Raw genomic sequence first — 25,920 nt, forward strand, 5'->3', positions numbered from 1 at the left:
GGAATCAAATGTCAAATATGCAAGCTAACTATAGTGATTTAGAAGCTACAGGAGTTAAAGTCAAATCGACATATGGAGGAGACGCGGGTTCATTTATGGCACTAGTTAATGAAATTAATAGTACTTTGAACACAGCTCAAGAAGCTTGGATTGGTAATGCTTCTGAAGAATACCAACGTCAATGGGAAGAATTGATGCCACAATTTAGAAATGCAGCAGAAATTCTTGAAATTTTAGGAACTAATATTGAAACATATGCTAAAGACTTAGCAAATCTAGAAGCTAAACATTCAGGTAAGTAATAGTAAAACTGTACACATATTGTGTACGTTTTACCAAAGGTATCAACTTATTGATACTTTTGGTAAGACGAGGAGGAGACTATGAAAAAGCTGACAATACTAACAATTGCTTTACTGTTCTTTATTAGTCCTATAAAGGCAGAAAAAGATGAAGATGGATGGGAATTAAATCCGGATGCATCTAACAGTGAATCCTATAATAATGTTTCTGGTAGTTACAAAGGATTTAATTTCTTTTCTGAGGATACTATTAAGAAAAGTGAACATCATGCAGAAGCTGAAAAAGAGAAGATTAAAGACATTCAAAATAAAGTTATGTTAGAAGAGGCTATGGAAGCAGAAGGCTATGAAGAACTAGAAGATCTAATTTGGAATGAACCAATCGCAGTTGATAACATAGCAATAGTTAAAGAAGAAAGTTATGTTTTATATTATGTAATTTTTGGAGGAATCGTTGTTTTATTTGCAACGTTATTCTCTAGAGAGCACTATAAGAAGAAAAGGAAAAGGAGTTTAGAAAATGATAACAGTTAGTATTTGTGATAAACGACATAACCTGGAATTTGATGTTATGTTACAACCTGAACAAAAAATTGAAGATGCCTTAAGGATTATTCAAGAAAAAGGGTTACTTATGATTAGAGACATAGAATATGTTCGACTGGGGAATGCGAATAGTTTAAAGAGTAAGAAATTAACTTTTCAACAAGCAGAGATTTATACTGGCGAAAAAATAATAATAGAGTAAAGAATATAATACGGAGGGAAGAATTATGCCAAAAATTAAAGTAAAGCTTTCAGAAGCGACAAGTAATAAAAAGAACATACAAGGAGCAGTATCAAGTTTTGCAACAAACATTAATTATTCAAATAGTACATTTGGAGTACATGCAAAAGATGAAGCGGTTTCTATAAGTGAACAATTTAAAAGTTCTAGAGAAAAATTAAAAGTTGCACTGAAAAGAGATGCTGATAAAATAGAATCATTGACTGTCGATTTTTTAGAGATAGATAAAACAGCAAGTAATAAAAGTTCAACTAGTGTAGGAAAACACTCAAAAGATAAAAGGTGATGTTATGGATAAGGATGAACTAAAAAAAGAAAAACAAAAAATCGAAGATATTTATAATGAGCAAGAAAAGAAATTTGCAAAATTAGACGAGCAAACTGAAATGTTTCATAATTGGATTAATCAAACGAAAGAAAGTTTATTTAGCATTCAAAAAAATTGGCAAAGTGAGGAGTCGAAAATATACTTTTCTAAGATTGAAGAAGAAATAAGTTATTTACAAAATAAGAATTTAAAATTAGCTGAAGAAAATGAAGAAGAACGATTAATGACGAAAGAAAAACATCTAAACAATTTAGATGAAATTGAAAAAAAGATAAATGAAGAAGTTGAAGTAAGACAAGAGGAGGAACAAGATGCCAGCATATAGTGGAATTGAGATTAATAATCAAATTAAGCAAATAAATAATATGATGGAAAATCAAATAACGGAAGTACAAAATGTTAGAAATAATATTAATAGTTTTATATACAATACAGAATTGATATCTAACGCATATACAAATCAAAAGGACTATTTCAACACAGTCTATATAATGTTATATAATGGAATAGAACAATTTGCAAAAGAATTTATAGCTGCGAATAGAAACCTACAAAATCAGTATATAAATGTGGATAATGATAGTAATGCTTATATAAATACAGACAATCTAATACAAGAAATGGGGACACTAGTTTCATATACTAATTATTGGTTAGGATTAATTGATGATCATCCATATGCCCAGCATTATGCATATGTAAATATGTCATTAAAAGATAGAATACAAGGCGTAGTCGATAGAATGTATCAATTTTCATCAAGTAGCAGTTCAAATTATGAAACAACAAACTCATATCTTATGTTGGTGGTAAATGGAATGAATTCGTTAGAAAGTGATTGTTGGAATCCGGAGACAGGGACTTTTAGCACTGAATTAATTGATACTAAATGGATTGATGATTTAAATGAGCTAAATGAAAAAACAAGTGAAAAATATTTAAAAGACAAAGGATTAAGTGAAGATGATATTTTATATTTAAAAAGCTTAGATTATACTTGCTATCAAGTTTATGGATTATTATCTGATTTACCAGAATCAGATATGGAATTTGTCTTAAAAACATTAAAAAGTGATTATGAAGGTGCATTTAAAATAGATGCTGATAGTATATCCGATGGAGCATATTGTATAATATCAGATTATATGGCAAGATTAGTAGAACATAATGAAACAGATAATTTGCTTAAGATGGTAAATGTCATTTCTATGAGTGAAGATGTCGAATATAAAGATTCTAATCAAAGGAAGCATCTTACAAATTTAATTACATCGACATCTGTAACGATTGAATTTGGAAAACAAGGTTTAATTATTAGTGATGAATTAAATATGTTTCAAGATCCAATAACGAATGAAATGGAAGCTGGTTGTTTAAAGAATGAATATTTGATGGATATATATTCATTGTTAATGTCTGTGGACTATTTAACAACAAGTGGCTCTACATACCCTTCTGAACACATAACAGGACAAGGTCGTGTAAGAGCAAATGTTATGTTTGGAATACAATTTAAAGATCTTAGCTATGATAGACAAAGTGGTTTTAGTTATAAATATAAAAACCAATTAGGATTTTCTACAGAGGGACACTATAGTATTTATGATGATGCTCATTATTCAATTAGTGGTCAAAAAAATGAATGGGTAAAGGGTAATTCGGATGTATTGAGTGATACGATGTCTCAATTAAGTCAAGAATATATAACACATTTAGCTGAATTAGCGAAAAAGAAGGGAGATGCTTTAAAAAACTTTTTCTTGAATGCTTCCATTGCAGCTGTAGCGATATATAATCCAATGGCTGGCGCCGCTCTTAAAGCTCTTCAATCAGCAGCTAAAGATGAAGTTGCAACATATCTAAAGGATTCATCTAAATTTGCAAAAGACTATGCAAATTGGGATGATTTTTGTAAAAGTCTTACTCCAGAACAAAAAGAATATATTGATAAAATGTTTGGAGGATATACAAATGGATTGAGTATTATTCAAGATGCAATGAATTTGGAAAAAACAATTAAGGCCTTATCCGAAGAAGAAGATGGTATAAGAGCTAATGCTATCAAAATGCTATTGGGACAAGATAAAATAGTGGTTAAAGATGGAACATATGTAGTATTAGAAAGTATACAGGGAGATGGAGAACGAGCTATAATTATGAACCGCTGGGAGAAGCAAGGTATAGAGATATTTTTTAGTACAGAAGAAACAGAAAAATTAGATGATTTGAAAGATATATTTGATATTACAAAGAACAATCCAAAACTAAAGACGTGGTATGAATCATATGTCGATGAGAAATATATAAATGATACAGATAGATATAACGAAGTTATTAATACAGCAGATAAAATTATTAATGGAGGAATAGATTTTGAATATTATCTGACAGAAGATGGAAAAAAAGATATGGATATTTATATGGATGCTATGAATCTTGTGAACAAAGGATATATGGAGGTGCATGGCTCTAACACAGGATCTATATTAAGTGATTTTGATACGTTAGTGAATGATATGGACAAAAAATAGGGGGAAACATGAAAACTAAATTGTTAATTGGATTACTTGTTTTACTTACATTAATAACAGGATGTGATAAGAATAATAATGAGAATGAAGGACATATAAATCACATAGAAAAAATAGAATTGGATGAAGAAATAGGATACTTTGATTTAGTTGGAAAAACAGTAATAAATGAAAAAAATCAATATTTAGCAAGTTTATATATGGATACATTAATATTCCCAGGAGAATCATATGTCACATATTCTACGAACTATGAAAAGGAAAAATATTCAGAACTATCACTGCGACAAATAATAAAACTCAATAGTTTTAATATATTTATAAGAGATATTGAAACTAATGAATTAATTAAGCAGTTAGATATAAAAGAAATATTGGATGAAAATTATCCAGAGTATCAGATTGCAACAGTATCCGTTAAACCTCATGCAACTACTGTATATGAAGGTAGAAAATGTATAGTCTTTGTAGTTGAAATAATACCGGCAGATTTAGAAAAAGAGGAAGTAATGGAAATGCACAACTTATATGTGAGCATTGAAGATAATTACCATAACATTGATATGAAGACAACAGTTTATTATAGAAATGGGCTGGAATATAATGATTCAATGAAAAATTTATTATGCACAGATATACTAGAGAAAAATGGGATAGATGCATACTATAGTTTTGATGGAAACAATCCATATTGGGTAGGAACACCTTGGGAAAGTCTTCAAGTTCTTAGAGTTAAAAGTTTATCAAAAAACAATAAGGAATTATTAGAAATATTTCCTAATACTGAACAATATCTGGATGAGAATTATTTAACGTTATTTGCTGATGATTTAAGTGATGATGAAATAATTGGATTACTACTCGAAGATGGAAGAGAATTAGATAAAACACAATTAACACTATCTTCTTATTGTTCAATAGATGAAGAAAGTCATGTAATAAATGGTCAAGAAGATTGGGATTTATATTTTAAAGTACCAGAAAGTAGTGAAGAAGATGTGTTTAGATATGAGTAGTCTTTAAATTGATATAAATATCATAGTTGAAAGCACAATCTTGTGCTTTTTTATGTTATTAAAATAAAGAGAAATGATTTGATTTATTTTTTGAAATTTATGAAAGACACAACTGCATATGTTATAATAAAGAGGTTATAAAAAGACAGGAGAAGTTATGGAAGAGAAGAAATATACACCAATGATGCAACAATACCTAGAGGTAAAAAAGAACTTACAAGACTGTATAGTTTTTTATCGTCTGGGAGACTTTTATGAAATGTTTTTTGATGATGCGAAAACTGCATCAAATGAGTTAGATTTAGTTCTAACAGGTAGAAATGCAGGAGTTGAAGAGAGAATTCCAATGTGTGGTATTCCCTATCATGCAGCTACTGGATATATTCAGCGTCTGACTCAAAAAGGGTATAAAGTTGCTATCGTTGAACAATTGGAAGATGCTAGTGCAGGTAAAATTGTTAAGCGTGATGTTGTGAAAATTGTTACTCCTGGAACAATTATGGAAGAAGCAAATGAAACTAAAGAAGGTGCCTATATTGCATCAGTCTATGACTTTAAATATGGATTTGCTGTTACCTTCTGTGAAATGACTTGTGGTGAATTAAGTGGTAAGACAATTGATCGCAGTTTACAGTCGTTACAGAAAACGTTGTTATCAATGAATGTAAGAGAAGTTGTACTTCAAAATTTTTTTGATAAAAAAGCAGAGAAGATGATAGATAATCTGGGACTTGTAACTATTTCCAGAGAAGACAATATTGTACTTAAGAAAGAATACTTTGATTTGATTCAAGGGATTGATGATGAACATATTAAAACAAGTTTTGCTATATTAAGTAATTATTTGGATAATACACAAAAACGTCATATGACTCACTTAGGAAGAATGGAACTAATTCAAGATGAGTTATTCCTGCAAATGGATTATTCTACGAAGTTGAATCTTGAATTGATTCAGCCAGTAAGAACAAATTCAAAGTCAGAAACATTGTGGAGTTTTATGGACCATACAAGATCAAGTATGGGAAGTAGAACATTGAAGAAATGGATTACTTATCCATTAATTGATGAAGATAAAATCAATCAACGTTTAGAAGCAATAGAGTTTTTAAACTTTAACTTCTTATTGAAAGATGAGTTAAAAGAATGTTTGAGTCATGTATATGACATGGAACGTTTAAGTGCGAAGATTGCTTATGGAAATGCAAATCCAAGAGATTTATTACGTTTGATTTCAACACTGGAGTATGCACCAATGGTACTTGATATCTTTAAAGATTGTCCTGCATATGATGAGTTTAAGAAAGTTGATGTATTAACTGACTTATATGAAAAATTGAAAGATACAATTGTGGAAGAGCCACCAGTACATATGAAAGATGGTGGAGTGTTTGTTGATGGATATAATGAACAGTTAGATGAATTCCGTCATATTAAGAATTCTGGAAAACAGTTTATTTTGGATTTAGAAACGAAAGAAAGAGAACGTACAGGGGTTTCTTCATTGAAGATAGGATATAATCGTATCTTTGGATACTATATTGAGGTACGTAAAGGAAATTTAAGTAAGATTAGTGATGAACTTGGATATGAACGTAAGCAAACCCTAGCGAATGCAGAGCGTTTCATTACAGCTGAATTAAAAGAAAAAGAAGATATGATTTTGCATTCTGAAGAAAAAGCAATTCGTTTAGAGAATGAATTATATCAACAATTATTAGAAATGATTCGTATGTATTTACCAAAATTAAATACACTAGCGAAAGCAATTTCATGTATTGATGCATTATATGCAATGAGTGTTGTATCTGCATTACATGGATATGTAAGACCTAAATTTACTAAGGAACAAAAAGTTACATTAGTAGAAAATCGTCATCCTATTTTAGATAAGACGATGAAAGAAAAACGTTATGTAGCAAATGATCTGGTAATGAATCAGGAAGATCAGATTATGATTATTACTGGTCCAAATATGGGTGGTAAATCTACGTATATGAGACAGGTTGCATTAACAGTTATTATGGCTCAGATTGGATGTTTTGTGCCTGCTAAGGTATGTGAGATTCCAATATTTGATAAGATTTTTACTAGAATTGGTGCGAGTGATGATATTATGAGTGGACATTCAACATTCATGGTGGAAATGATGGAAGCAAATTATGCTCTTCAAAACGCTACTGATAACTCTCTGATTTTATTTGATGAGATTGGTAGAGGGACATCTACTTATGATGGAATGTCACTTGCCTATGCAATGCTGGAATATATCCATGAGAATACAAAAGCGAAAACACTTTTCTCTACTCACTACCATGAACTTACTTCACTAGAAGATAAGTATCCAGGAATTAAGAATTTGACAGTAGATGTAGAAGAGGAAGATGATGAAGTAATCTTCTTGTATAAAATAAAAGAAGGTAGAGCGGATAAATCTTATGGGGTTAATGTTGCAAGACTTGCAAAGTTACCTTCTGCAGTTTTAGATCGTGCTACAGTAATCTTAAGTAATATCCAAAAGGATGATATGGATTTACATGTGGAAATGAAAGAAAGTATCCAGAAAGAGGATACGGAAGCAAAACGAATTGTAGAGTTATTGGATCAGGCAAATGTTGATCAGATGACACCACTGGAAGCTTTGAATTTTTTAAATGAATTAAAGAAACATTAGAGGTGATGATATATGGCGAAAATACAGCGATTAGATCCACACTTAACGAATATGATTGCAGCCGGAGAAGTAGTTGAAAGACCTTCTGGAGTAATCAAAGAGTTAGTTGAAAACGCAATTGATGCCAACTCAACTACCATTGAAATTCATACCAAACAAGGTGGTATTGAACAGATGATGGTAATTGATGATGGTGATGGGATGAGTGCAGCTGATGCTACATTAGCTTTTGAGCGCCATGCAACAAGTAAGATCAAAGATGTACAAGATCTTTGGCGAATTGGAACAATGGGATTTAGAGGTGAAGCACTTCCTTCAATTGCATCTGTATCCAATGTAGAGTTAAAAACAAATGATGGTAATGAATCTACAGTAGTGGAGATTGCTTATGGTAAGACAGTAAAAGCTGGACCGGTTGGAACACCAAAAGGAACGCAAATTATTGTTCGTAATCTGTTTCAGAAAACACCAGCTCGATTCAAACATCTAAAGAGTGCACAATATGAATTTTCATTAGTTAGTGATGTTATTCAGAAGTTTGCATTGGCATATCCAAACATTGCTTTCTTACTTATGAATGATGAAAAGATTAGTTTTTCAAGTAGTGGGAATGGAAACCAGCAGGAAGTAATCATGAACATCTATGGTAGAGATATTGCAAAATCAGCAATTGCTATTGAAGGAAGTGATTCAGATTATCATATCGAAGGTTATGCAGTTCAACCCTCACATACAAGAGCAACGAAATACTATATGTTGTTATTTGTAAACAATCGAATGATTCGCTCGTTCCGTCTACAAAAAGCAATCTTGGATGCATATGCACCATACACACCAAGTGATCGTTATCCAATTGTTGTCTTGAATATACAAATGGATCCACAACTTGTAGATGTAAACGTACATCCAAGTAAATGGGAAGTTCGTTTATCAAAAGAAAAACAACTAGAATTTCTAATCAAAGAAACCATTGGTGATGCTTTGAGAAAGAAATTAGAAGTAAATAAAGTAGTGAGACAGGAACGCTTTGAACGAGTAGAAACACCAAGTTTTAGTTTTACTTATGATCAACCTACTACGGAATCATTACAACCGCAGAAACTGCATCAGGAAATTAATGAAAGTTTCTCAAACTACCAAACAGAAACACAAACAAGTGAAACGGTTGTTGAGGAAGAAATAACTACAGTTGACCAGACAATAGAAACTGTTGAGCAAACACCGATTCAACCAATACCAACAGCAGATGAAGTCGAAACTGAACCAGAAGTGGAAGTAGAAGCACCAACTGCTTTAAACCCTTCCTTCCCTAATATGATTGTACTTGCACAGATGCATAAGTGTTATATTCTGGCACAGGGAGATAATGGATTATACATTATTGATCAACATGCTGCTCAAGAACGTTATCATTATGAAGAGATTCAAAAAGCATTGTTGCATGGAGTGAAAGATAAGCAAGATTTATTGGTACCAATCATGATTGAGTCAACAAATCGTGCAGTTCAACAGGCTGATGCAATTAATGCATTATTGGAAGAATTGGGAATCCACTTGGAAGTATTTGGTGAAAACAGTTTTGTTGTTCGCTCATTACCAATCTGGGTTACGGATGTTGAAGAAGAAAAATTCCTTCAAGATATGATTGATATCTATCTGAAAAATGAGGAAGTAAATATTGAACAATTACGTAGACTGGCATTAGCTTCAATGGCATGTCACTCGTCGATTCGTTTTAATCGCACATTAACAATGCAAGAGATGGAACAAGTAATTGAAGATCTTCGTAAATGTGAACAACCATTTCATTGTCCACATGGAAGACCGACGCTGATTGAACTTACTTTAAAGGAACTGGAAAAGGATTTCTTAAGGGTAAAATAATGCAAAAAGTACTAGTTGTTGTTGGACCGACCGGAGTTGGTAAGACAAGTTTAAGTATTGAGTTGGCTAAAAAATATAATGCTGAAATTATCAGTGGTGATGCATATCAGTGCTATAAAGAATTAACGATTGGAAGTGCAAAGATATTACCAGAAGAAATGCAGGGGATTCCTCATTATCTGGTAGATAATATTTCTTACAAAGAAGAGTATAATGTGAAAATCTTCCAGCAAAAAGCAAGAGCATATATTGAAGATATAGTGAGTCGTGGAAAACTGCCAATGATTGTTGGTGGTACTGGACTATACATCAAATCCTTGCTTTATGATTATGTGTTTCATGATGAAGAAATCGATCAGAAGTATAATGATTACTTAGAAACATTAACCAATGAAGAACTCTATGCAAAACTTTTAGAGGTGGATGAAAAAGCTGCTAAAGACTTACATCCAAATAATCGAAAACGAGTGAGACGGGCGCTGATGATGGATCATATGGGACATCAGAAAAGTGAAACCCTTGCGAAGCAGGAACATAAATTATTATATGATGCTTATATTGTTGGATTGACGATGGAACGTCCTCATTTATATGAGCGAATTGATAAGAGAGTATTACAAATGATTTCTCAAGGACTGGAGAATGAAGTTATGGGACTTGTAAATAAGGCAGATGATTTTGATTTGCAAAGCTTACAGGGAATTGGATATAAAGAATGGAAAGCGTATTATCTTGGTGAAAAAGATAAAGAGGATACAATTGCTTTGATTCAAAAAAATACGAGAAATTTTGCGAAACGACAATATACATGGTTCCGTAATCAAATGGATATCCACTGGTATGATATCGAACGTAAAGACTTCAAACAAGAGTTATTAGTAGAAATTGAAAACTGGATAAAAGATGAGTAAACCATGCTATTGTGTGGTTTATTTTTATTTGTCATGGAAACACGACAAACTATGAAAGGAAAAAATATGAAAGAAATCTATAATGAAGTTATAGGCACTAAGAAGGAGGTACATCATATGCTGACGCAGAAACAATTAGCTTTAGTAAATTGCTTATTAATACAAGATGAACCTCTACAAATAGAAGACCTTGCAGGACAGTTAAACATTAGTTCAAGAACAGTGCAACGTTACATAGAAATTATTAATCAGGAATTAAAGCAGTATAATTGTGAAATTGTACTGAAACGTGGAGATGGATATGAACTGCAGAATCCACCAATTTCTTTGGTTGATAAACTGGAAGAACAACAGGATGTATTAGAGGATCCAAAGGCGAGAACGGAATTACTAATTCTACATATTTTGGATGCAGGAGTAATTACCCTTGATGAACTTAGTGATGTGTTATCAGTCAGTTCTTCCCTACTTACAAAAGTTACAACGGATATAAAGGATTATCTAAAGAAATATCAGTTAGAGCTAATATCAAAACCCCATTATGGGTTACAGATACTGGGAAAAGAATTAAATATAAGAACACTATTGAGTGATATAGGATTTCAATATTATCAGACAAAACTAGTAAAATGTAATTTATTAAATATTACTTCGGCTGAATTTGATTATATGGATGAAGTAATCTTTCAATACCTAAGTGATAATGCAATTATAGTTGCTGATCGTGATATCTATGAGTTACTGATACGAGTTGCGATTTCCCTATCCAGAAGTCGTTCAGGCAATACAATGCAGAATTTATCATTACCTAAAGGTGTTCGATATCATAACTTTCAAATGATTTATCGTATTATGTCAGTTCTGGCTGAAGAATTTAAGATTGTCTTAAATGAAGAAGAATACAATTATGTATCTATATATTCAGGGTTTATGATTTATAGTTTTGATCCACAACAGATTGATGTGGAAAAAGATTTACATGAATTTGTATATGAAACAGTACAGGAAATTTCTTTAATATCAGGAGTAAATTATGTAAATAATGATCATGTCATTAATGCTCTGGCAGTACATTTAAAAGTACTATTGAATCGATTAAAGAAAAATATGAAATTAAAAAATCCCCTATTAGATCAAATTAAAAAAGATTATCCAATGGAGATGAATTATGCAATTTATTTAACTAGAAAAGTTGAAGAACGATTTGGTTTAAAAATAAATGAAGAAGAAATAGGATACTTTGCAGTACACTTTAGTGCTCATAAAGAAAAAATGAAAGATAAACGAAGAGTTGTAATCCTCTGTGATTATGGAATTGGAACTTCTCAATTGATTGGAGAGAGAATTCGTCAGGAAATCAATGGAATTGAAATTGTTGGAATATATCCAGTTCATTATCTGGAGCTGGCACTGGCACAGGATGTAGATATTATTATTTCTACAATTCCAATCACTGCACCTACTGGTGATAAAAAAGTAATCGTTGTGGATAATTTACTAGCGATTGATGCATTTGATAAAATTAAGAATTCACTGGAAGAACATGATGGTAGAAAACATCTATTAATAAATTTATTTAAGAAAGAAGCATTCTTTCGAGTTTCTCTAAATAATAAACAAGAAGTATTTAAGGTGTTGGAACGTAATGCAAGAGAGAGTTTACACATACCTGATGATGTAATTAAAGCAATTGAAGAAAGAGAACAAGTATCTGCAACGGATATTGGTAATTTAGTTGCAATTCCCCATGCAATTTGTGAGGGTGATTTTGAATCTTGTATTATGGTAACGATTTTAGAGAAACCAATTCTTTGGGAAAAAGAAATGGTACAAGTAATCTTTGTGATTTGTTTTAATCAGAAAGATCGAGATAATGCAGCGTTATTTAGAGAATTATATCGTTGTATAAAATCAATGAAAACAATTCGTAAGATGATTGATTCACAGACATTTGAAGAATTTATTTCACTGATACAGTAGAAAGGTTAGAAGATATGAAAGAAGAAATATTTACTATTGATCAAATTTATATTGATATTGATAAAGAAACAAAAATTGATTGTCTTAAGTTTCTTGCACAGAAAGCAGTTGAACACCATATTGGTGATGATGCAGATGTTATCTTACATGGACTTTTGGAGCGAGAAGCAGAAAGTTCTACTGGATTTGTTGAAGGATTTGCAATTCCCCATACGCGAAATGGTGGCGTAAATAAAACAGGAATTATTGTTATGAAAACAACAAAAGGAATTGAATGGGAATCAATGGATGGAAATCCAGCTAAATTATTTATTGCATTATTTGTTCCAGCTACAGATACAGAGAAAACACATATTACTCTATTATCGCTATTGGCTAGAAAGATGATGAGTAATGAATTTAAACAGAAGTTATTAGAATCGAATAATACCAATGAAATATTTGGAATTATAAAAGATGCTATTCAAGCGTAGAAGGAGGTAGAAGAATGGCGAAGAAAATTGTAGGATTATGTGCTTGTACAATGGGGTTGGCACATACCTTCATGGCTGCACAGGGGTTAGAAGATGCAGCAAAAGAATTGGGTTATGAAATCAAAGTAGAAACGCAAGGTGCAGATGGTTTGCAAAATGAACTAACACCTCAAGAGATTGCGGATGCAGATATCATCATTCATGCAGTTGCAATTACACCTCAAAACAATGAGCGCTTTGATGACTATGATGTTTATGAAATCGAACTTCAGGATGCAATCAAAAATGCAAAAGCAACAATTCAAGAGATTGAAGCGTTGATTGCTGAAGAAGGATAGAAAAAGGAGAAGAAATATATGGCAGTAACAAAAAGAGCAGCTATTTCAGGGAATACACCAAATAAAACGGTGAAGAAAGAGACAACACCAAATCCTCCTGCTAAAAAAGGTATTTGGGCAACATTATCAAAACATGTAATGACAGGTATCAGTAATATGATTCCATTCCTGATTATGGGTGGATTGATTCTGGCATTCTCACAAATTATCCCTTATGTAATATTGGGAATTAGTCCAGATGTTGGTATCATTGATGCAATGAACTCAGGAAAATTTACTGGATTTAATCAGGAACTATTGCGCTTTGCTTATTTAACGCAAGAATTTGGAGGAACGTTATTCGGATTCGCAATTCCAATGTTTGCAGCATTTATGGCAAATTCAATTGGTGGAAAACTTGCCTTCCCTGCTGGATTTATTGGTGGGCTTATGGCAACATCACCTACTTCAGTAATTAATCTGGTTGGTGGAGAATACGTTCCTGAATCACCAGTGGCATCTACTTTTATTGGTGCAATTATTGTAGCGATTGCAGCAGGATATTTAGTAAAATGGTTAAACAAAACAATTAAAGTTAGTCATAATATGTTAGCATTTAAAACTACATTCTTAATTCCAATGCTTGCTGCACTATCAGTAATGCTTGGTATGCATTATATTGTAACTCCATTTGGAGGACTAATTAATGACTTAATCAAACAAGGATTAGAAGCAGCAGGAAGTGTTGGTTCGATTGGATATACGATTGCATTAAGTGCAGCAACAGCAATTGACCTTGGTGGTCCAATTAATAAAGCAGCAGGTTTCGTTGCGCTAGGATTTACAACCGATGGTGTACTTCCAATCACCGCACGTGTAGTTGCAATTGTTGTTCCTTCAATTGGGTTAGGATTAGCAACAATCATTGATAAATATGTTGTTAAACGTCATGTGTTTGACAAACAATTCTATCCTCAAGGAAAAACAGCAATGTTCCTTGCGTTCATGGGTATTTCTGAAGGTGCAATTCCATTTGCTCTAGAAAATCCAAAAATTATTATTCCTAGTTATATGATTGGTGCAATTACTGGATCATGTACAGCCGTACTATTGGGTGCAGTACAATGGTTCCCAGAATCAGCAATCTGGGCTTGGCCACTAATTGAAAACATTCCTTCATATGTAATCGGTATAGGAGTAGGAGCATTAGTAACAGCAATATTAGTTATTTTTGCTAGAAACGCAATGATTAAAAAAGGTACATTAGTAGTAGACTCAAACGATTAAGGAGATAAATAAGGATAGCTTAGTCTATTCTTATTTTTATTGATAATATGAAAGAACTTATAGAAGAATTGGAAGTTGATGCGCTGTTACTTTTATCAAGACAAAATAAATATTATTGTGCATCACTATACAGTGGAAGTGGTTATGTCTTAGTTACTAAAGATAAGATAGTGGTTATGGTAGATGGAAGATACTACCAGCAGATGAAGGAAGCAAATAAGCATAATGAAGTTGTATTACTGGATGCAAATCATTCCCTTCCCTTTTATCTGCAAAAATGGAAAAAGGAAAATAATATAAAGAAAATTGTATTTGAAAAAAGCACAATTTCTTATAGCGAATATGAAATGTTAATGTCAATACAAGATATTACCTGGGTTGCAGCAGATGTAGATAAGATAAGACAGATAAAAACTAAAGATGAAATAGCTACAATTCAAAAAGCAGGTGATATTGCATCACAGGCTTATCAGCATATCTTACAATTTATTAAAGTTGGAATGAGTGAGAAAGAAGTAGAAAATGAATTGCTCTATCAAATGAGAAAACTTGGAGCTGATAAAGAAAGTTTTGATACAGTAATTGTTAGTGGTGAAAGAGGTGCATTACCACATGGAAAAGCAAGTGATAAGATTATTGAAGCTACTGATTTTGTAACGATTGATTTTGGTGCAAGATATAAAGAGTATTGTTCGGATATTACCCGAACCTTTGCAATGACAAATAATTATAATCAAGAATTGAAACGAATCTATGATATTGTACTTACTGCCCAACAAAAAGCAATTAATGCAATTCAACCAGGGATGAAATGTTCACAAATAGACAAAGTTGCCAGAGACTATATTGAGAAGAATGGATATGGAAGCTATTTCACTCATAACCTGGGACATAGTATTGGAATTGACTGCCATGAGAATCCAAGATTATCACCACAAGATGATACTGTATTACAAGTAGGAATGATAGTAACAGTTGAACCAGGTGTTTATGTAGAAGGTTTGGGTGGAGTGCGAATTGAAGATGATGTGTTAGTAAGTAAGAATGGTGCAGTTGTACTAACAAGTGCACCAAAAGAATTCCATGTGATTGGAGATGATGAAAATGGAAGTTGATGTATTAAAGAGACTAAGTGAAGCAGATGCTATAGCTGGGAATGAAAGTGAAGTTCGAGATGTTTTAAAAGAAGTCCTCACTCCTCTTGTGGATGAAATTTCTTATGATAAGCTAGGCAGCATAACCTTCACCAAACACCAAGATAGCGACTATAATATTATGATTGCTGCCCATATGGATGAAGTAGGTTTTATGGTGAAAGCAATAAATACTATTGGTTTAATGGAAGTTATTCCAATTGGAGCAATTAGAGAAAATGCCAGATACCATCAGCAAGTTATCATCACTACAATGAATCATAAAAAAATCTGTGGATATCTTGTATCCAATACAGATACCCTTAAAGATTCAAATGGGAAAGTATATGTTGATATTGGTGCAGATACAAAAGAAGAAGTAGAAGCTACAGGTATTCAGGTTGGTGATATGGTAACATTTGATACAAAATGGAAGTCCTATCAACCAAAGCGTTATGCAGGAAAAGCACTTGATGATCGAGTTGGCTGCTATATAGCAACCGAGGTCTTTAACCGTTTGCATAAAGAATCATTATCAGCTAATCTTCATTTTGCTGCAACCAGCAGTGAAGAAGTTGGTATGCGAGGTGCGAAAACAACAACTAGTAAACTGCATCCAGATATTGCATTTGTTTTAGATGTAGCATGTCCGAAGAATATTCTAGAAAGAGATGAATCTAATACCAGACTGATTGGAAAAGGACCAATGATCTTACACTATGATAAAACAATGATTCCAAATCGTCAGTTACTGAAGTATGTGAAAGACATAGCGTCTCATTATAATCTTCCCTATCAGAGTGATATGTTCTCAGGTGGTGGAACGGATGGTGGTAGTATTCATCTTACAAATAATGGATGTATCTGCATTGTAATCGGAATTCCGCTTCGATATGGTCATGCACCAATTTCGATTGTTGATATGAATGATGTGGAAAACACAATCCAATTGCTATGCAAAACAATACAACATCTAAATAAAGATACTATTCAAAAGATGTTAAAGTTTGAGGAGTTTACATATGAATTTTGATGAAGTAAATAATCGATTAGGTACATATTGTACCCAGTGGGATTTCATTGAGGATCGCTTTCAGGAAAAAGATTTATTACCATTTTCAATAAGTGATACTGATTTCAAAGTTCCACCACAAATTATCAATCGTTTAGAACAACTGGTTCAACATGGTATCTTTGGTTATACAAGATGGAATCATGAAGATTTTAAAAGTTCTATTACAAATTATTTTCAACGTAGATTTGATACAAAACTAGAAGCAGATTGGATTCTCTATTCACCAAGTGTTATGTATTCCGTGTCTGTTTTATTAAGACTGCTAAGTAAAGAAAAGGCAGTAATTGGAACCTTCTCACCAATGTATGATGCTTTCTTTCATGTTATTGAAGATAATAACAGAATTCTAAAAGAGTTTCATTTAATAAAGAATAATAATCGGTTTGTAATTGATGAAGAACAATTAGAAAACGAAATTAAGGAATGTGATATTTTTCTTCTTTGCTCTCCACATAATCCAACAGGAAGGGTTTGGACAGTGAAAGAATTAACTAAAATCATTGAACTTTGTAAGCAATATAATGTAAAAATTATTAGTGATGAAATACATATGGATATGGTTTTCCAAAATCATACGCATACTCCAATTATGAAATTTTATAAAGAGTATAAAGAGCTATACTTGGTCTCTTCGTCGAGTAAAACCTTTAATACACCAGGACTGATTGGTTCCTATGCATGTATACCAGATGAAGCAGTTAGAGAGAAGTTTCTACAACAAACTAGAAGAAAAGACTTTTTAAATTCAGCAAGTATCTTTGGAATGCATGCACTGATGGTTGGATATCAGGAATGTGATGATTATGTTGATGAAATGAAAACATATATCTATAAGAATATGTGTTTTGTGAAAGACTATATTGATCAAAATCTTCCTGGTTTTGAATTTGAAATACCAGATGGAACATACCTTGCATGGATCGATATTTCTAAATTAGAGTTTAGTGATGAAGAGGTTCAGGAAGCTTTCATTAAAGTCGGAAAAGTCGCCATTATGAGTGGAAAAACATATGGAAAAGCTGGATATCTTCGCTTAAATTGTGGATGTCCAAAATCAAAATTAGAGGAAGGAATGCATCGAGTTAAGATTGCTATGGATTCCTTACACAACATATAGAGTCATTTAATAAAGCCATTTTGGTTTTTTTGAAAAAAGTTGACAACTCAAATTTTACCTGTTAGTATTTAGGTAATAAGTGATGTTACTATTAAATTAGGCATGCAAATAACTATATTTGCATGCCTTTATTGTACTTCGGGTTGAATTAGTAGAGGAGGTCTAATAATGTTTTTCAAGAAAGAGCGACAGTTTGCATTTTCTCCAGTTAGTGGAAAAGTTATTAACTTAGAAGATGTAAATGATGATGTATTTAGTAAAAAAATGATGGGAGAAGGGGTTGCAATCATTCCTGATGAAATGCAAATAGTGTCCCCCTTCAACTGCACAGTTACAGCAGTACTTGATTCAAATCATGCAATTGGTTTAACAACAGATGATGGTATTGAAGTGATTGTACATGTAGGATTAGATACTGTAAATTTAAAAGGAAGAGGATTCAAGTGTTTCGTAAATGAAGGAGATATTGTAAAGGTTGGAGATCAGCTTCTTGCATTCGATAAAGATGTAATAGAAGCAGAAGGTTATGATACGATTACCATGCTTGTAGTTTCAAACACTAATAGTAAACAGATTGTAATTATGGAGAATCTTGATCTTGCCAAGGCAGGTCAAACAAAAATTATCGAGTTCATATGATATGAAAATTAAAAAGATAATTAATAATAATGCTGTTTACTTAGTGGATGATAACAATAAAGAAATTATAGCTTTTGGATCTGGGATAGGATGGAATAAGAATAACAACGATATAGTAATAGAAAGTAAAATTGAAAAAGTATTTGTGTTAAAAGATCAATCATATAATCATGTAAGCAAATTATTAGAAAGAGTTACTCCTGAGTCGTTAGAGTTTGCAACCAGGATTTGGGAAAAGAGTCAGGAAATACTAAAGAAAGAGATAGATGATCAAATTGTATTTACTCTAGCAGATCATATTACCTTCTCTATTCAGTCTTATTATGCTGGAAGTGAGGCAATAAATTTAATTCTGCATGAAGTTAAACTTTTATATCCTACAGAATATAAAATTGGAGAGTTTGGTGTTAAGTTAATTAATGAAACATTAAATATTTCTTTACCAGATGATGAAATTGGATATATAGCATTACATATGGTAAATGCAGGAGTAGCAGATTCCTCATTTGATGTAAATATTGTAATTACATTGACTCAGGATATTAGAAAAATCATTATTGAGAATTATGGTAATGTCATTGATGAAAATAGTTTTGAATATATTCGATTCTTGACTCATATTAAATATCTGGCAAGAAGAATATGTGGAAGTGAAACAACAAAAGTAATTAAAGTAGATGAGTTACTTCCAGTTCTTACCAGTGATGTGAAGATTAAGAAAACATTAGATAGTATTAAAAAAATTGTATATGAAAAATACGACTATGATATGCAGAAAGAAGATGAATTATATCTGATTATGCATATTCTGAGAGTTGTCAATTAGGAGTGTTACTTTAAGTAGGCAGACCAATGACACATAAGATTATATTCTTATGTGTGGTTGGTCTTTTTGTTTTTGGTAGTAAATCCCTAAAGGGTTAAATAAAAAATAGAAAGGAGAATATGTTTATGGATGGAAAAGAAAAAAGAAAGGATAAAAGGAAAGAAAAAAAGGGTAGTGGTAAAGCCGTAAAAATTATGCAAAAGATGGCTCGTGCCTTCCTTGTACCATTATCACTATTATCAGCAGCATCATTGATGCTTGCATTTGGTTCACTGTTTGAGCAGGAAGCCATTGTTAATTTATGGCCCGCATTCTTCAATAATGAAATTGTTAGCTACATATTTACAGTTGTATTGGAGTGGGCAGGATTATTGGTTCTACAGAATCTTGGATTGATTTATGCAGTAGCACTTGCGTTCTCGCTTGCAAAAACGGATAAGGAATATGCAGCATTTGGAGCGTTGGTCGGTTATCTTGCATTCTTGTTGTCAATGGGACTACTTGTAACAAGTTGGCCTAACGTAGCAGCGATGTTCCCTGAGAATACGATTACCACAATGTTAGGTTTTGAGACAGTAAACTGTGGTATTTTAGGAGGTATGTTTACAGGAATTATTTGTTATCTTTTACATGAAAAGTTTAAAGATGTTAAATTGCCAATGGCATTCTCATTTTTCCAAGGAATTCGTTTTGTGCCAATTATTTGTTTAATTGTAATGACCGTGATTGGACAAATATTCCCATTCCTATGGGTTTATGTTGCAAAAGGGATTGAATTATTAGGGGAAAGTTTAAATATGTTAGGATCATTTAGTGTATTCCTATATGGATTTGTAGAACGTCTATTAATTCCTACTGGACTGCACCAAATCTGGAATGCAATTGTTCGTACAACATCAATTTCAGGTCAATACGTTTTCTCATCAGGTGCACAAGCAATTGGTGTTACGGAAGCTTATGCATTATACCTGAAAGAGGGATTGCCAATTATACCAGAGGGAATCACAACAGTTGAATTAATTAAATATCAGTTTGGACCACAGATTCCAATGATGTTAGGTGGATTACCAGCAATAGCTTTAGCAATCTATCAATGTGCAGATAAAGATAAACGTGCAGTGGTAAAACCTCTAGTGATATCCGGTATTATGTGTGCAGTCTTTGCTGCTGTGTCTGAACCAATAGAGTTCATATTCTTGTTTATCGCACCGATGTTATATCTTGCATATGCAGTATTATCAGGATTGAGTTGGTGGTTATGTTATATTCTTGGATCAGGAGTTGGTGGAGGAGAATCATCAATATTTGGATTCTTCATTCATGGAGTATTGCGTGAGAACTCTAATTGGTGGATTATAGTAGCCGTTACAGTCTTTCAGTTTATAGCATGTTATGTCCTGTTTAGATGGTATATTATCAAGTTTGATGTTAAGACACCAGGACGTGGTGGAGACTATGATGATTCTATAGCATTTGCACAAGAAATAGCTGGATTGAATCAGCAGACATCTGGCGATGGAGTAGTAGACGAAGCAATTGATACAACAAATCCAGAAATTATGAAAGCTCAAATCATTATTAAAGGTTTGGGAGGTAAAGAGAATATATTAAATGTAGATTCTTGTATGACCCGTTTAAGAGTAGACTTAGAAGATTTATCAAAAGTTAACAAAGATATTCTTAATAAGACTGGTTGCAGTGGAATGGTGGAACCAGGTGGAGATGAGATTCAGATTATTTATGGTCCATCGGTTACGATGATTAAAAAGACAGTATTAAAATTGTTAGATAAGAATAATTAAAGGAGGAAATAAATATGGAAAAAAGAAAAAGTTCAGTAGTAATTGCAGGAGGTGGAAGTACATATACACCAGAAATTGTAGCAACATTAGTAAACAATCTTGATCGCTTGCCACTTAGAAAAGTTGTGTTGTATGACAATGATGAAGAGCGACAAAATAAACTGGCAAAAGCATGCGAAATTATTGTTAAGGAAAAAGACCCTGCAATAGAATTTCTAGCTACAGTAGATCCAAAAGAAGCGTATACAGATATTGATTTTTGTTTGGCACATATTCGTGTAGGGCAACTGCCAATGCGCGAATTGGATGAAAAAATAGCCTTAAGAAGAGGTGTGGTTGGACAGGAAACATGTGGACCTGGAGGTATGGCATATGGGATGCGATCAATTGACGGAGTATTAGAAAATATTGATTATATGGAAAAATATTCCCCAAATGCCTGGATGTTAAACTACTCTAATCCAGCAGCTATCGTAGCAGAAGCAACCAGGAGATTTCGTCCGAATTCTAAGGTTATTAATATCTGTGATATGCCAATTGGAATTGAACAAGCAATTGCAGACATTGCTGGACTAAACGATCGTAAAGATATGGATATTCGTTATTATGGTCTTAATCACTTTGGTTGGTGGACAAAAATTGAAGATAAAGATGGAACTGATTTACTTCCTAAAGTTGTTGAGTGGGTAAAGAAGAATGGATATATTACAAAAGATGAAATTGAGGATCCACAATCAGAAGCAAGTTGGTCTGATACTTATATGAAGGCAAAAGATGTAGTAGCTTTAGATCCTACAACATTACCTAATACATATTTAAAATATTACTTATATTCAGATTATGTTGTTGAACATGATAATCCTGAATATACACGGGCAAATGAAGTTATGGATACCCGTGAGAAGGATGTATTCTCAGCTTGTAAGCAGATTGCTGAAAGGGGAACAACAAAAGGAAGCTATTTAGAAATTACAAACCATGCAACATTTATTGTGGATTTGACAGTAGCATTGGCATTCAACACGAAAGAACGAATGCTATTGATTGTTGAAAACAATGGAGCAATTGAAAACTTTAGTGCTGACGCAATGGTAGAAATTCCTTGTATTGTGGGTAAAGATGGTTATGAACCATTAGCTATGGGGAAAATTCCTACTTTCCAAAAAGGACTTATGGAACAACAAGTAGCTTGTGAAAAACTAGTTGTTGATGCATGGGAAGAAAACTCATATTTAAAAATGTGGCAGGCTTTGACTATGAATAAATGTGTTCCAAGTGCCAAAGTAGCGAAAGACTTATTAGACGATTATATTGAGGCTAATAAAGAGTATTGGCCAGAATTGAAATAATTATGAAAGTTATCACAAGTCAAGTTCGTTCGATATTTGATGAGATATCTCATGCGAATTTTAAAACAATTCTATTTTGTTTAGCATCTGGATTTGTGGCAGTGTTATGGCCGTTAGGAGGAGTATTGTTATTTATTGTAAGTCGATTCAGTGATGAAACTCTCTTTGGAAGATTTGCATTGCTTTGCTCTATTCTTGTAATGTGTGCAACTGCTTTTGGTTTGCTATTTAAATAGAGTATTTGATTAAAAGTCCATTATTTAATGGACTTTTATAGAAAGGAGGTGTCTATTGAAAAACTATCTATATTTAATCACCATTAATATTTACTGGGGATTTACAACGGTATATATGAAGCATGCATTGTTTTTCATGAATTCCTCTACATATGTAGGTTTACGGATGTTATCGGGTGCTATATTTTGCTTTGTTTTTTTCAGAAAAGAGTGGAAATCAATCAATAAAAAATCTATTATTCAGGGAATTATACTAGGATTATTATTAATGACGAACCTTGAGTTAACGGTTTGGGGGTTAGAGTATACTTCTTCTACAAATTGTGTATTTATTTTGCAATTATCCATAATTGTAGTTCCTTTAATAGAATGTATACGCACTAAGACAAAGCCTAAGAAAGAATTAGTTTTTGTAATTATTGGTGTAATGATTGGAATGATCATAATGTGTAGTGAAAAGGGACTTAACATAAATGTAGGAGACCTTCTAATATTTATAAGTATGCTGGCAAATAGTTTGTTTATAATTGTTACATCAGAATTTGTTAAAACAAGCAGTGAGGGAGCATTGTCAATTATTCAATTAATTACAGCAACAGTATTTGGATTAATTCTAACTTTCTTTACTGGTTTCACCATAGAAGTAAATACTGATTCATTAATGATTCTCATTATTACTGGAGTTGTTGGAAGTGGAATCGCATACTCTATGCAACTTATTGCTCAAAAAGAAGTATCTACAACAATCGTATCCCTAACAACTACCTTACAACCAGTTTTTGGAATGATTGGTGCAACACTAATAAAGGATCTCTATGGCAATGTTGAAGTTATAAGTAGAATGCAGCTCATTGGTTGTATAATAATCCTTACATCATTAGTTATTTATTTAGTGCATCAATCAAGAATAATAAATATAAAAAATAAAACTGAACTTCTAAAATAGATGTTCAGTTTTATTATTAAAAAACAATTATTTATCGTTTATCGATAAATAATTGTTGACAAACATATAAACATTAAGTATTCTTTATGTATAAGGAAGGTGTTTGTTATGAAGTGGACAGATAAAAATTCGATTATGCTTACAAGAATCAGTATATATTTATTTCTGATTGTTGGTGTTATTGGAATTGTATTTGCAGATACAATTGCACATGACATTATATTTCCAGGAGGGTTTGTTGCTGACATGGGATTTGGGGATATTACGACCTTTGTCATTTGTATGCAGCTAGGAATTGTAGTTGCAATTGTGATTCTTGCATTATTGCATAAACTAGTTATGAACTTATCAAAAGATGAAGTATTTACAGAAGAGAATATTCATCTTCTGAGAATGTTGAGTTGGTTATGTATGTTGGAATGTGTATTAGATGTAGGGTTTGCATTCAACTATGCCTCGTGGATTTTAGTTGCAGCAGCGATGGGGTTTATTGCCTTAATTATTCGAGTTATTAAAAATGTGTTCTGCCAAGCATATTTATTAAAAGAAGAAAATGACTTCACAATCTAATATGGCTATTATCGTTAATTTAGATGTCATGATGGCAAAAAGAAAGATGAGTGCAGGTGAATTGGCAGAACGTATTGATATCACACCAGCAAATCTTTCTATCTTGAAAAATAATAAAGCAAAAGCAATTCGCTTTAGCACATTAGAGGCAATCTGCAGAGAATTGGATTGTCAACCTGCTGATATTTTAGAATATAAAGGAGAGTAGGAGGGTTTTATGGAACAGGTTAAGGAAGATAACAAACAAGTAGTTTGGAGTAAACAGGATGCATTTTTATTAGGAGGGGTAACGATTCTTGGATATACTTTGATGAGGTTAATTACAACAACCAAAGGATACTTTCTAGTTACTTTATTTACAGTTGCATTATGTTTATCAGTATATTTTTATGCAAAAAGTAAAAAGAAGATATTGAAGAAAAGTCATAAGATTTATATGGTATACACATTACTATTAAGTCTGTCATTCTCTATATTTGAGAATAGTGTATTTTATGGAACGATACACATTGTATTGGCTCTTAGTTTTGCATATTGGGTATTAGTTATTATGGATGCTCGAAAAAGTGATGAATTAGATGAACATATTATTGGTGATTTTCTAAGTGGAATAAGAAGAGCAATGCAAGTAAGCGAATTAAAAATTCAAGTTGATGGAAAACTGGATCCCAAGTCAGGAAAACTAAAGCAAATCTTTATGGCACTGATTATTGGAATTCCATTATTATTGATTGTATTTGCATTATTACTGGCTTCAGATGATGGATTTCGAATGGTAGTTGAAGATTTAGTAAATGCTATTCAATTGGATTTAGCAACACGAATATTTACCTTTATTATAAGCATACCAGTCAGTATTGTATTATTTACTTACATACGTAATAACTATCAGCATACAGGAAAGCAATATGACTTAAGTAAAAAGAAAAAAGTATCATCATTAGTTTTTACGATTATCTTAGGAATGCTGATTCTTGTATATTTATTATTCTTTATGGGTGCATTTATCGGTTATATGCGCTTTAATGCTGGAAGTCATAGTGCATATGAATTATCTCAATTTGCACGCAATGGATTTTTCCCACTATTGGTAGTTGTACTTATTAATTTAACTGTATTCATTTCAGTTAAATGGTTAAGTGAAAATACTATTAGAGAAAAACTTATGCTTACAGTATTGGGAAGTGAAACATTAGTACTTGTTGTATTGGCATTCGCAAAGCTATATCTATATATTAATTCTTATGGTTATACGTTATTAAGATTTAATGTAGCCTGGTTTCTTGTGGTATTATTCCTTTGTATTTCAATATTTATGGTTGGTGTTTGGATGAAAGTTAATTATGTTCGAATCTCAATTGCTACATTCGCATGTATTTTCTTATCGTTGCAGTTTATCAATGTTGGAAAATATATGATCAATTATAATATTGGATTATATCAAGATGGAACAAGAAGTTATTTGGATATGAGTGTGGTCTATGCAGTAGGTGCTGATGGTGTTGACAGTATTGTAGAGTTGTATGAGAAAGAAGAAAATATCTATACAAGATCAGAATTAGTCTACTTCTTATCGGATTTAAGCCAGAGTACATCTCATGATAATTGGAGTTTGAATATGCAAAGAATACATGCATCTTCAACAATTGATTCAGTACTTGATGAAATTTCTTTTTATTAGGAAACTATTTGAGAAAGTATGTATGGCGTATGAACATAAGTTGGCTGATAATTAGT

Annotated in this window: 26 protein-coding genes; all 26 read left to right on the forward strand. The window is 32.3% G+C overall.

Annotated elements, in window-relative coordinates:
* Positions 1–8: 8 nt before the first annotated feature.
* The 26 genes from J2S15_RS07970 (at position 9) to J2S15_RS08095 (ending at position 25,864) form a co-directional block, all read left to right on the forward strand.
* The gene (locus J2S15_RS07970) at positions 9–302 is read left to right on the forward strand and encodes a WXG100 family type VII secretion target (protein WP_307407098.1); all 294 of its coding nucleotides are present in this window, start codon (positions 9–11) and stop codon (positions 300–302) included.
* 81 nt (positions 303–383) lie between these two features.
* Positions 384–836 (forward strand): hypothetical protein, encoded by a 453-nt coding sequence (locus tag J2S15_RS07975; RefSeq protein WP_307407100.1) that lies wholly within the window; start codon positions 384–386, stop codon positions 834–836.
* On the forward strand, positions 823–1,050 hold the full coding sequence (locus tag J2S15_RS07980) for a hypothetical protein (RefSeq protein WP_307407101.1): 228 nt from the start codon (positions 823–825) through the stop codon (positions 1,048–1,050). Before J2S15_RS07975 ends, J2S15_RS07980 begins: the two co-directional genes overlap by 14 nt.
* 25 nt (positions 1,051–1,075) lie before the next feature.
* The gene (locus J2S15_RS07985) at positions 1,076–1,375 is read left to right on the forward strand and encodes a hypothetical protein (RefSeq protein WP_307407103.1); all 300 of its coding nucleotides are present in this window, start codon (positions 1,076–1,078) and stop codon (positions 1,373–1,375) included.
* 4 nt (positions 1,376–1,379) lie between these two features.
* Positions 1,380–1,742 carry a hypothetical protein gene (locus tag J2S15_RS07990; RefSeq protein WP_307407104.1) on the forward strand — a complete coding sequence of 121 codons (363 nt, stop codon included), beginning with the start codon at positions 1,380–1,382 and terminating at the stop codon, positions 1,740–1,742.
* Positions 1,729–3,948 carry an LXG domain-containing protein gene (locus J2S15_RS07995; RefSeq protein ID WP_307407106.1) on the forward strand — a complete coding sequence of 740 codons (2,220 nt, stop codon included), beginning with the start codon at positions 1,729–1,731 and terminating at the stop codon, positions 3,946–3,948. Before J2S15_RS07990 ends, J2S15_RS07995 begins: the two co-directional genes overlap by 14 nt.
* Before the next feature lie 8 nt (positions 3,949–3,956).
* Entirely contained in the window at positions 3,957–4,964 is a 1,008-nt protein-coding gene (locus tag J2S15_RS08000; protein ID WP_307407107.1) for a hypothetical protein, read from the forward strand.
* A 157-nt stretch (positions 4,965–5,121) separates the two neighbouring features.
* Complete coding sequence (mutS, locus tag J2S15_RS08005) at positions 5,122–7,638, forward strand: DNA mismatch repair protein MutS (protein ID WP_307407109.1); 2,517 nt, start codon at positions 5,122–5,124, stop codon at positions 7,636–7,638.
* Between the two features lie 12 nt (positions 7,639–7,650).
* Positions 7,651–9,522: a DNA mismatch repair endonuclease MutL gene (gene mutL, locus J2S15_RS08010; protein WP_307407111.1), complete on the forward strand. Its 1,872-nt coding sequence runs from the start codon at positions 7,651–7,653 to the stop codon at positions 9,520–9,522.
* Positions 9,522–10,433, forward strand: coding sequence for a tRNA (adenosine(37)-N6)-dimethylallyltransferase MiaA (gene miaA, locus J2S15_RS08015; RefSeq protein ID WP_307407112.1), 912 nt, complete (start codon positions 9,522–9,524; stop codon positions 10,431–10,433). The genes mutL and miaA overlap by 1 nt, the downstream gene beginning before the upstream one ends.
* Positions 10,434–10,550: 117 nt before the next feature.
* A complete protein-coding gene (locus tag J2S15_RS08020; RefSeq protein WP_307407114.1) occupies positions 10,551–12,413 on the forward strand; it encodes a BglG family transcription antiterminator in 1,863 nt (620 codons plus the stop codon).
* A 14-nt stretch (positions 12,414–12,427) separates the two neighbouring features.
* On the forward strand, positions 12,428–12,886 hold the full coding sequence (locus J2S15_RS08025) for a PTS sugar transporter subunit IIA (protein ID WP_307407116.1): 459 nt from the start codon (positions 12,428–12,430) through the stop codon (positions 12,884–12,886).
* A gap of 14 nt (positions 12,887–12,900) precedes the next feature.
* Positions 12,901–13,224: a PTS fructose transporter subunit IIB gene (locus J2S15_RS08030; RefSeq protein ID WP_307407118.1), complete on the forward strand. Its 324-nt coding sequence runs from the start codon at positions 12,901–12,903 to the stop codon at positions 13,222–13,224.
* An 18-nt stretch (positions 13,225–13,242) separates the two neighbouring features.
* The gene (locus J2S15_RS08035) at positions 13,243–14,490 is read left to right on the forward strand and encodes a PTS fructose transporter subunit IIC (protein WP_307407120.1); all 1,248 of its coding nucleotides are present in this window, start codon (positions 13,243–13,245) and stop codon (positions 14,488–14,490) included.
* A 47-nt stretch (positions 14,491–14,537) separates the two neighbouring features.
* Complete coding sequence (locus tag J2S15_RS08040) at positions 14,538–15,605, forward strand: M24 family metallopeptidase (RefSeq protein WP_307407122.1); 1,068 nt, start codon at positions 14,538–14,540, stop codon at positions 15,603–15,605.
* The gene (ypdE, locus tag J2S15_RS08045; RefSeq protein ID WP_307407124.1) at positions 15,595–16,656 is read left to right on the forward strand and encodes an aminopeptidase; all 1,062 of its coding nucleotides are present in this window, start codon (positions 15,595–15,597) and stop codon (positions 16,654–16,656) included. The genes J2S15_RS08040 and ypdE overlap by 11 nt, the downstream gene beginning before the upstream one ends.
* Positions 16,646–17,815 carry a MalY/PatB family protein gene (locus tag J2S15_RS08050; RefSeq protein WP_307407125.1) on the forward strand — a complete coding sequence of 390 codons (1,170 nt, stop codon included), beginning with the start codon at positions 16,646–16,648 and terminating at the stop codon, positions 17,813–17,815. The genes ypdE and J2S15_RS08050 overlap by 11 nt, the downstream gene beginning before the upstream one ends.
* Before the next feature lie 168 nt (positions 17,816–17,983).
* Entirely contained in the window at positions 17,984–18,454 is a 471-nt protein-coding gene (locus J2S15_RS08055) for a PTS sugar transporter subunit IIA (RefSeq protein WP_307407127.1), read from the forward strand.
* A gap of 1 nt (position 18,455) precedes the next feature.
* Positions 18,456–19,280, forward strand: coding sequence for a PRD domain-containing protein (locus J2S15_RS08060; RefSeq protein ID WP_307407129.1), 825 nt, complete (start codon positions 18,456–18,458; stop codon positions 19,278–19,280).
* A 125-nt stretch (positions 19,281–19,405) separates the two neighbouring features.
* Complete coding sequence (locus tag J2S15_RS08065) at positions 19,406–21,082, forward strand: PTS transporter subunit EIIC (RefSeq protein WP_307407131.1); 1,677 nt, start codon at positions 19,406–19,408, stop codon at positions 21,080–21,082.
* A gap of 14 nt (positions 21,083–21,096) precedes the next feature.
* Positions 21,097–22,431 (forward strand): 6-phospho-alpha-glucosidase, encoded by a 1,335-nt coding sequence (locus J2S15_RS08070; protein ID WP_307407134.1) that lies wholly within the window; start codon positions 21,097–21,099, stop codon positions 22,429–22,431.
* Positions 22,432–22,433: 2 nt separating this feature from the next.
* Positions 22,434–22,667 (forward strand): hypothetical protein, encoded by a 234-nt coding sequence (locus tag J2S15_RS08075; protein ID WP_307407138.1) that lies wholly within the window; start codon positions 22,434–22,436, stop codon positions 22,665–22,667.
* A 55-nt stretch (positions 22,668–22,722) separates the two neighbouring features.
* Positions 22,723–23,613 carry a DMT family transporter gene (locus tag J2S15_RS08080; protein ID WP_307407140.1) on the forward strand — a complete coding sequence of 297 codons (891 nt, stop codon included), beginning with the start codon at positions 22,723–22,725 and terminating at the stop codon, positions 23,611–23,613.
* Positions 23,614–23,721: 108 nt separating this feature from the next.
* Positions 23,722–24,183 carry a DUF2975 domain-containing protein gene (locus tag J2S15_RS08085; protein WP_307407143.1) on the forward strand — a complete coding sequence of 154 codons (462 nt, stop codon included), beginning with the start codon at positions 23,722–23,724 and terminating at the stop codon, positions 24,181–24,183.
* A 1-nt stretch (position 24,184) separates the two neighbouring features.
* On the forward strand, positions 24,185–24,391 hold the full coding sequence (locus J2S15_RS08090; protein WP_307407292.1) for a helix-turn-helix domain-containing protein: 207 nt from the start codon (positions 24,185–24,187) through the stop codon (positions 24,389–24,391).
* A gap of 9 nt (positions 24,392–24,400) precedes the next feature.
* Positions 24,401–25,864, forward strand: coding sequence for a DUF4153 domain-containing protein (locus J2S15_RS08095; protein WP_307407144.1), 1,464 nt, complete (start codon positions 24,401–24,403; stop codon positions 25,862–25,864).
* The last annotated feature ends 56 nt before the right edge of the window (positions 25,865–25,920 follow it).

Source organism: Breznakia pachnodae (assembly GCF_030814225.1).
Classification (GTDB): domain Bacteria; phylum Bacillota_I; class Bacilli_A; order Erysipelotrichales; family Erysipelotrichaceae; genus Breznakia; species Breznakia pachnodae.

Bases quoted from the DNA above. Each gene is read 5' to 3' on its own strand.
- J2S15_RS07970 (WP_307407098.1), top strand. From the start codon at position 9: ATGTCAAATATGCAAGCTAACTATAGTGATTTAGAAGCTACAGGAGTT.
- J2S15_RS07975 (WP_307407100.1), top strand. From the start codon at position 384: ATGAAAAAGCTGACAATACTAACAATTGCTTTACTGTTCTTTATTAGT.
- J2S15_RS07980 (WP_307407101.1), top strand. From the start codon at position 823: ATGATAACAGTTAGTATTTGTGATAAACGACATAACCTGGAATTTGAT.
- J2S15_RS07985 (WP_307407103.1), top strand. From the start codon at position 1,076: ATGCCAAAAATTAAAGTAAAGCTTTCAGAAGCGACAAGTAATAAAAAG.
- J2S15_RS07990 (WP_307407104.1), top strand. From the start codon at position 1,380: ATGGATAAGGATGAACTAAAAAAAGAAAAACAAAAAATCGAAGATATT.
- J2S15_RS07995 (WP_307407106.1), top strand. From the start codon at position 1,729: ATGCCAGCATATAGTGGAATTGAGATTAATAATCAAATTAAGCAAATA.
- J2S15_RS08000 (WP_307407107.1), top strand. From the start codon at position 3,957: ATGAAAACTAAATTGTTAATTGGATTACTTGTTTTACTTACATTAATA.
- mutS (WP_307407109.1), top strand. From the start codon at position 5,122: ATGGAAGAGAAGAAATATACACCAATGATGCAACAATACCTAGAGGTA.
- mutL (WP_307407111.1), top strand. From the start codon at position 7,651: ATGGCGAAAATACAGCGATTAGATCCACACTTAACGAATATGATTGCA.
- miaA (WP_307407112.1), top strand. From the start codon at position 9,522: ATGCAAAAAGTACTAGTTGTTGTTGGACCGACCGGAGTTGGTAAGACA.
- J2S15_RS08020 (WP_307407114.1), top strand. From the start codon at position 10,551: ATGCTGACGCAGAAACAATTAGCTTTAGTAAATTGCTTATTAATACAA.
- J2S15_RS08025 (WP_307407116.1), top strand. From the start codon at position 12,428: ATGAAAGAAGAAATATTTACTATTGATCAAATTTATATTGATATTGAT.
- J2S15_RS08030 (WP_307407118.1), top strand. From the start codon at position 12,901: ATGGCGAAGAAAATTGTAGGATTATGTGCTTGTACAATGGGGTTGGCA.
- J2S15_RS08035 (WP_307407120.1), top strand. From the start codon at position 13,243: ATGGCAGTAACAAAAAGAGCAGCTATTTCAGGGAATACACCAAATAAA.
- J2S15_RS08040 (WP_307407122.1), top strand. From the start codon at position 14,538: ATGAAAGAACTTATAGAAGAATTGGAAGTTGATGCGCTGTTACTTTTA.
- ypdE (WP_307407124.1), top strand. From the start codon at position 15,595: ATGGAAGTTGATGTATTAAAGAGACTAAGTGAAGCAGATGCTATAGCT.
- J2S15_RS08050 (WP_307407125.1), top strand. From the start codon at position 16,646: ATGAATTTTGATGAAGTAAATAATCGATTAGGTACATATTGTACCCAG.
- J2S15_RS08055 (WP_307407127.1), top strand. From the start codon at position 17,984: ATGTTTTTCAAGAAAGAGCGACAGTTTGCATTTTCTCCAGTTAGTGGA.
- J2S15_RS08060 (WP_307407129.1), top strand. From the start codon at position 18,456: ATGAAAATTAAAAAGATAATTAATAATAATGCTGTTTACTTAGTGGAT.
- J2S15_RS08065 (WP_307407131.1), top strand. From the start codon at position 19,406: ATGGATGGAAAAGAAAAAAGAAAGGATAAAAGGAAAGAAAAAAAGGGT.
- J2S15_RS08070 (WP_307407134.1), top strand. From the start codon at position 21,097: ATGGAAAAAAGAAAAAGTTCAGTAGTAATTGCAGGAGGTGGAAGTACA.
- J2S15_RS08075 (WP_307407138.1), top strand. From the start codon at position 22,434: ATGAAAGTTATCACAAGTCAAGTTCGTTCGATATTTGATGAGATATCT.
- J2S15_RS08085 (WP_307407143.1), top strand. From the start codon at position 23,722: ATGAAGTGGACAGATAAAAATTCGATTATGCTTACAAGAATCAGTATA.
- J2S15_RS08090 (WP_307407292.1), top strand. From the start codon at position 24,185: ATGGCTATTATCGTTAATTTAGATGTCATGATGGCAAAAAGAAAGATG.
- J2S15_RS08095 (WP_307407144.1), top strand. From the start codon at position 24,401: ATGGAACAGGTTAAGGAAGATAACAAACAAGTAGTTTGGAGTAAACAG.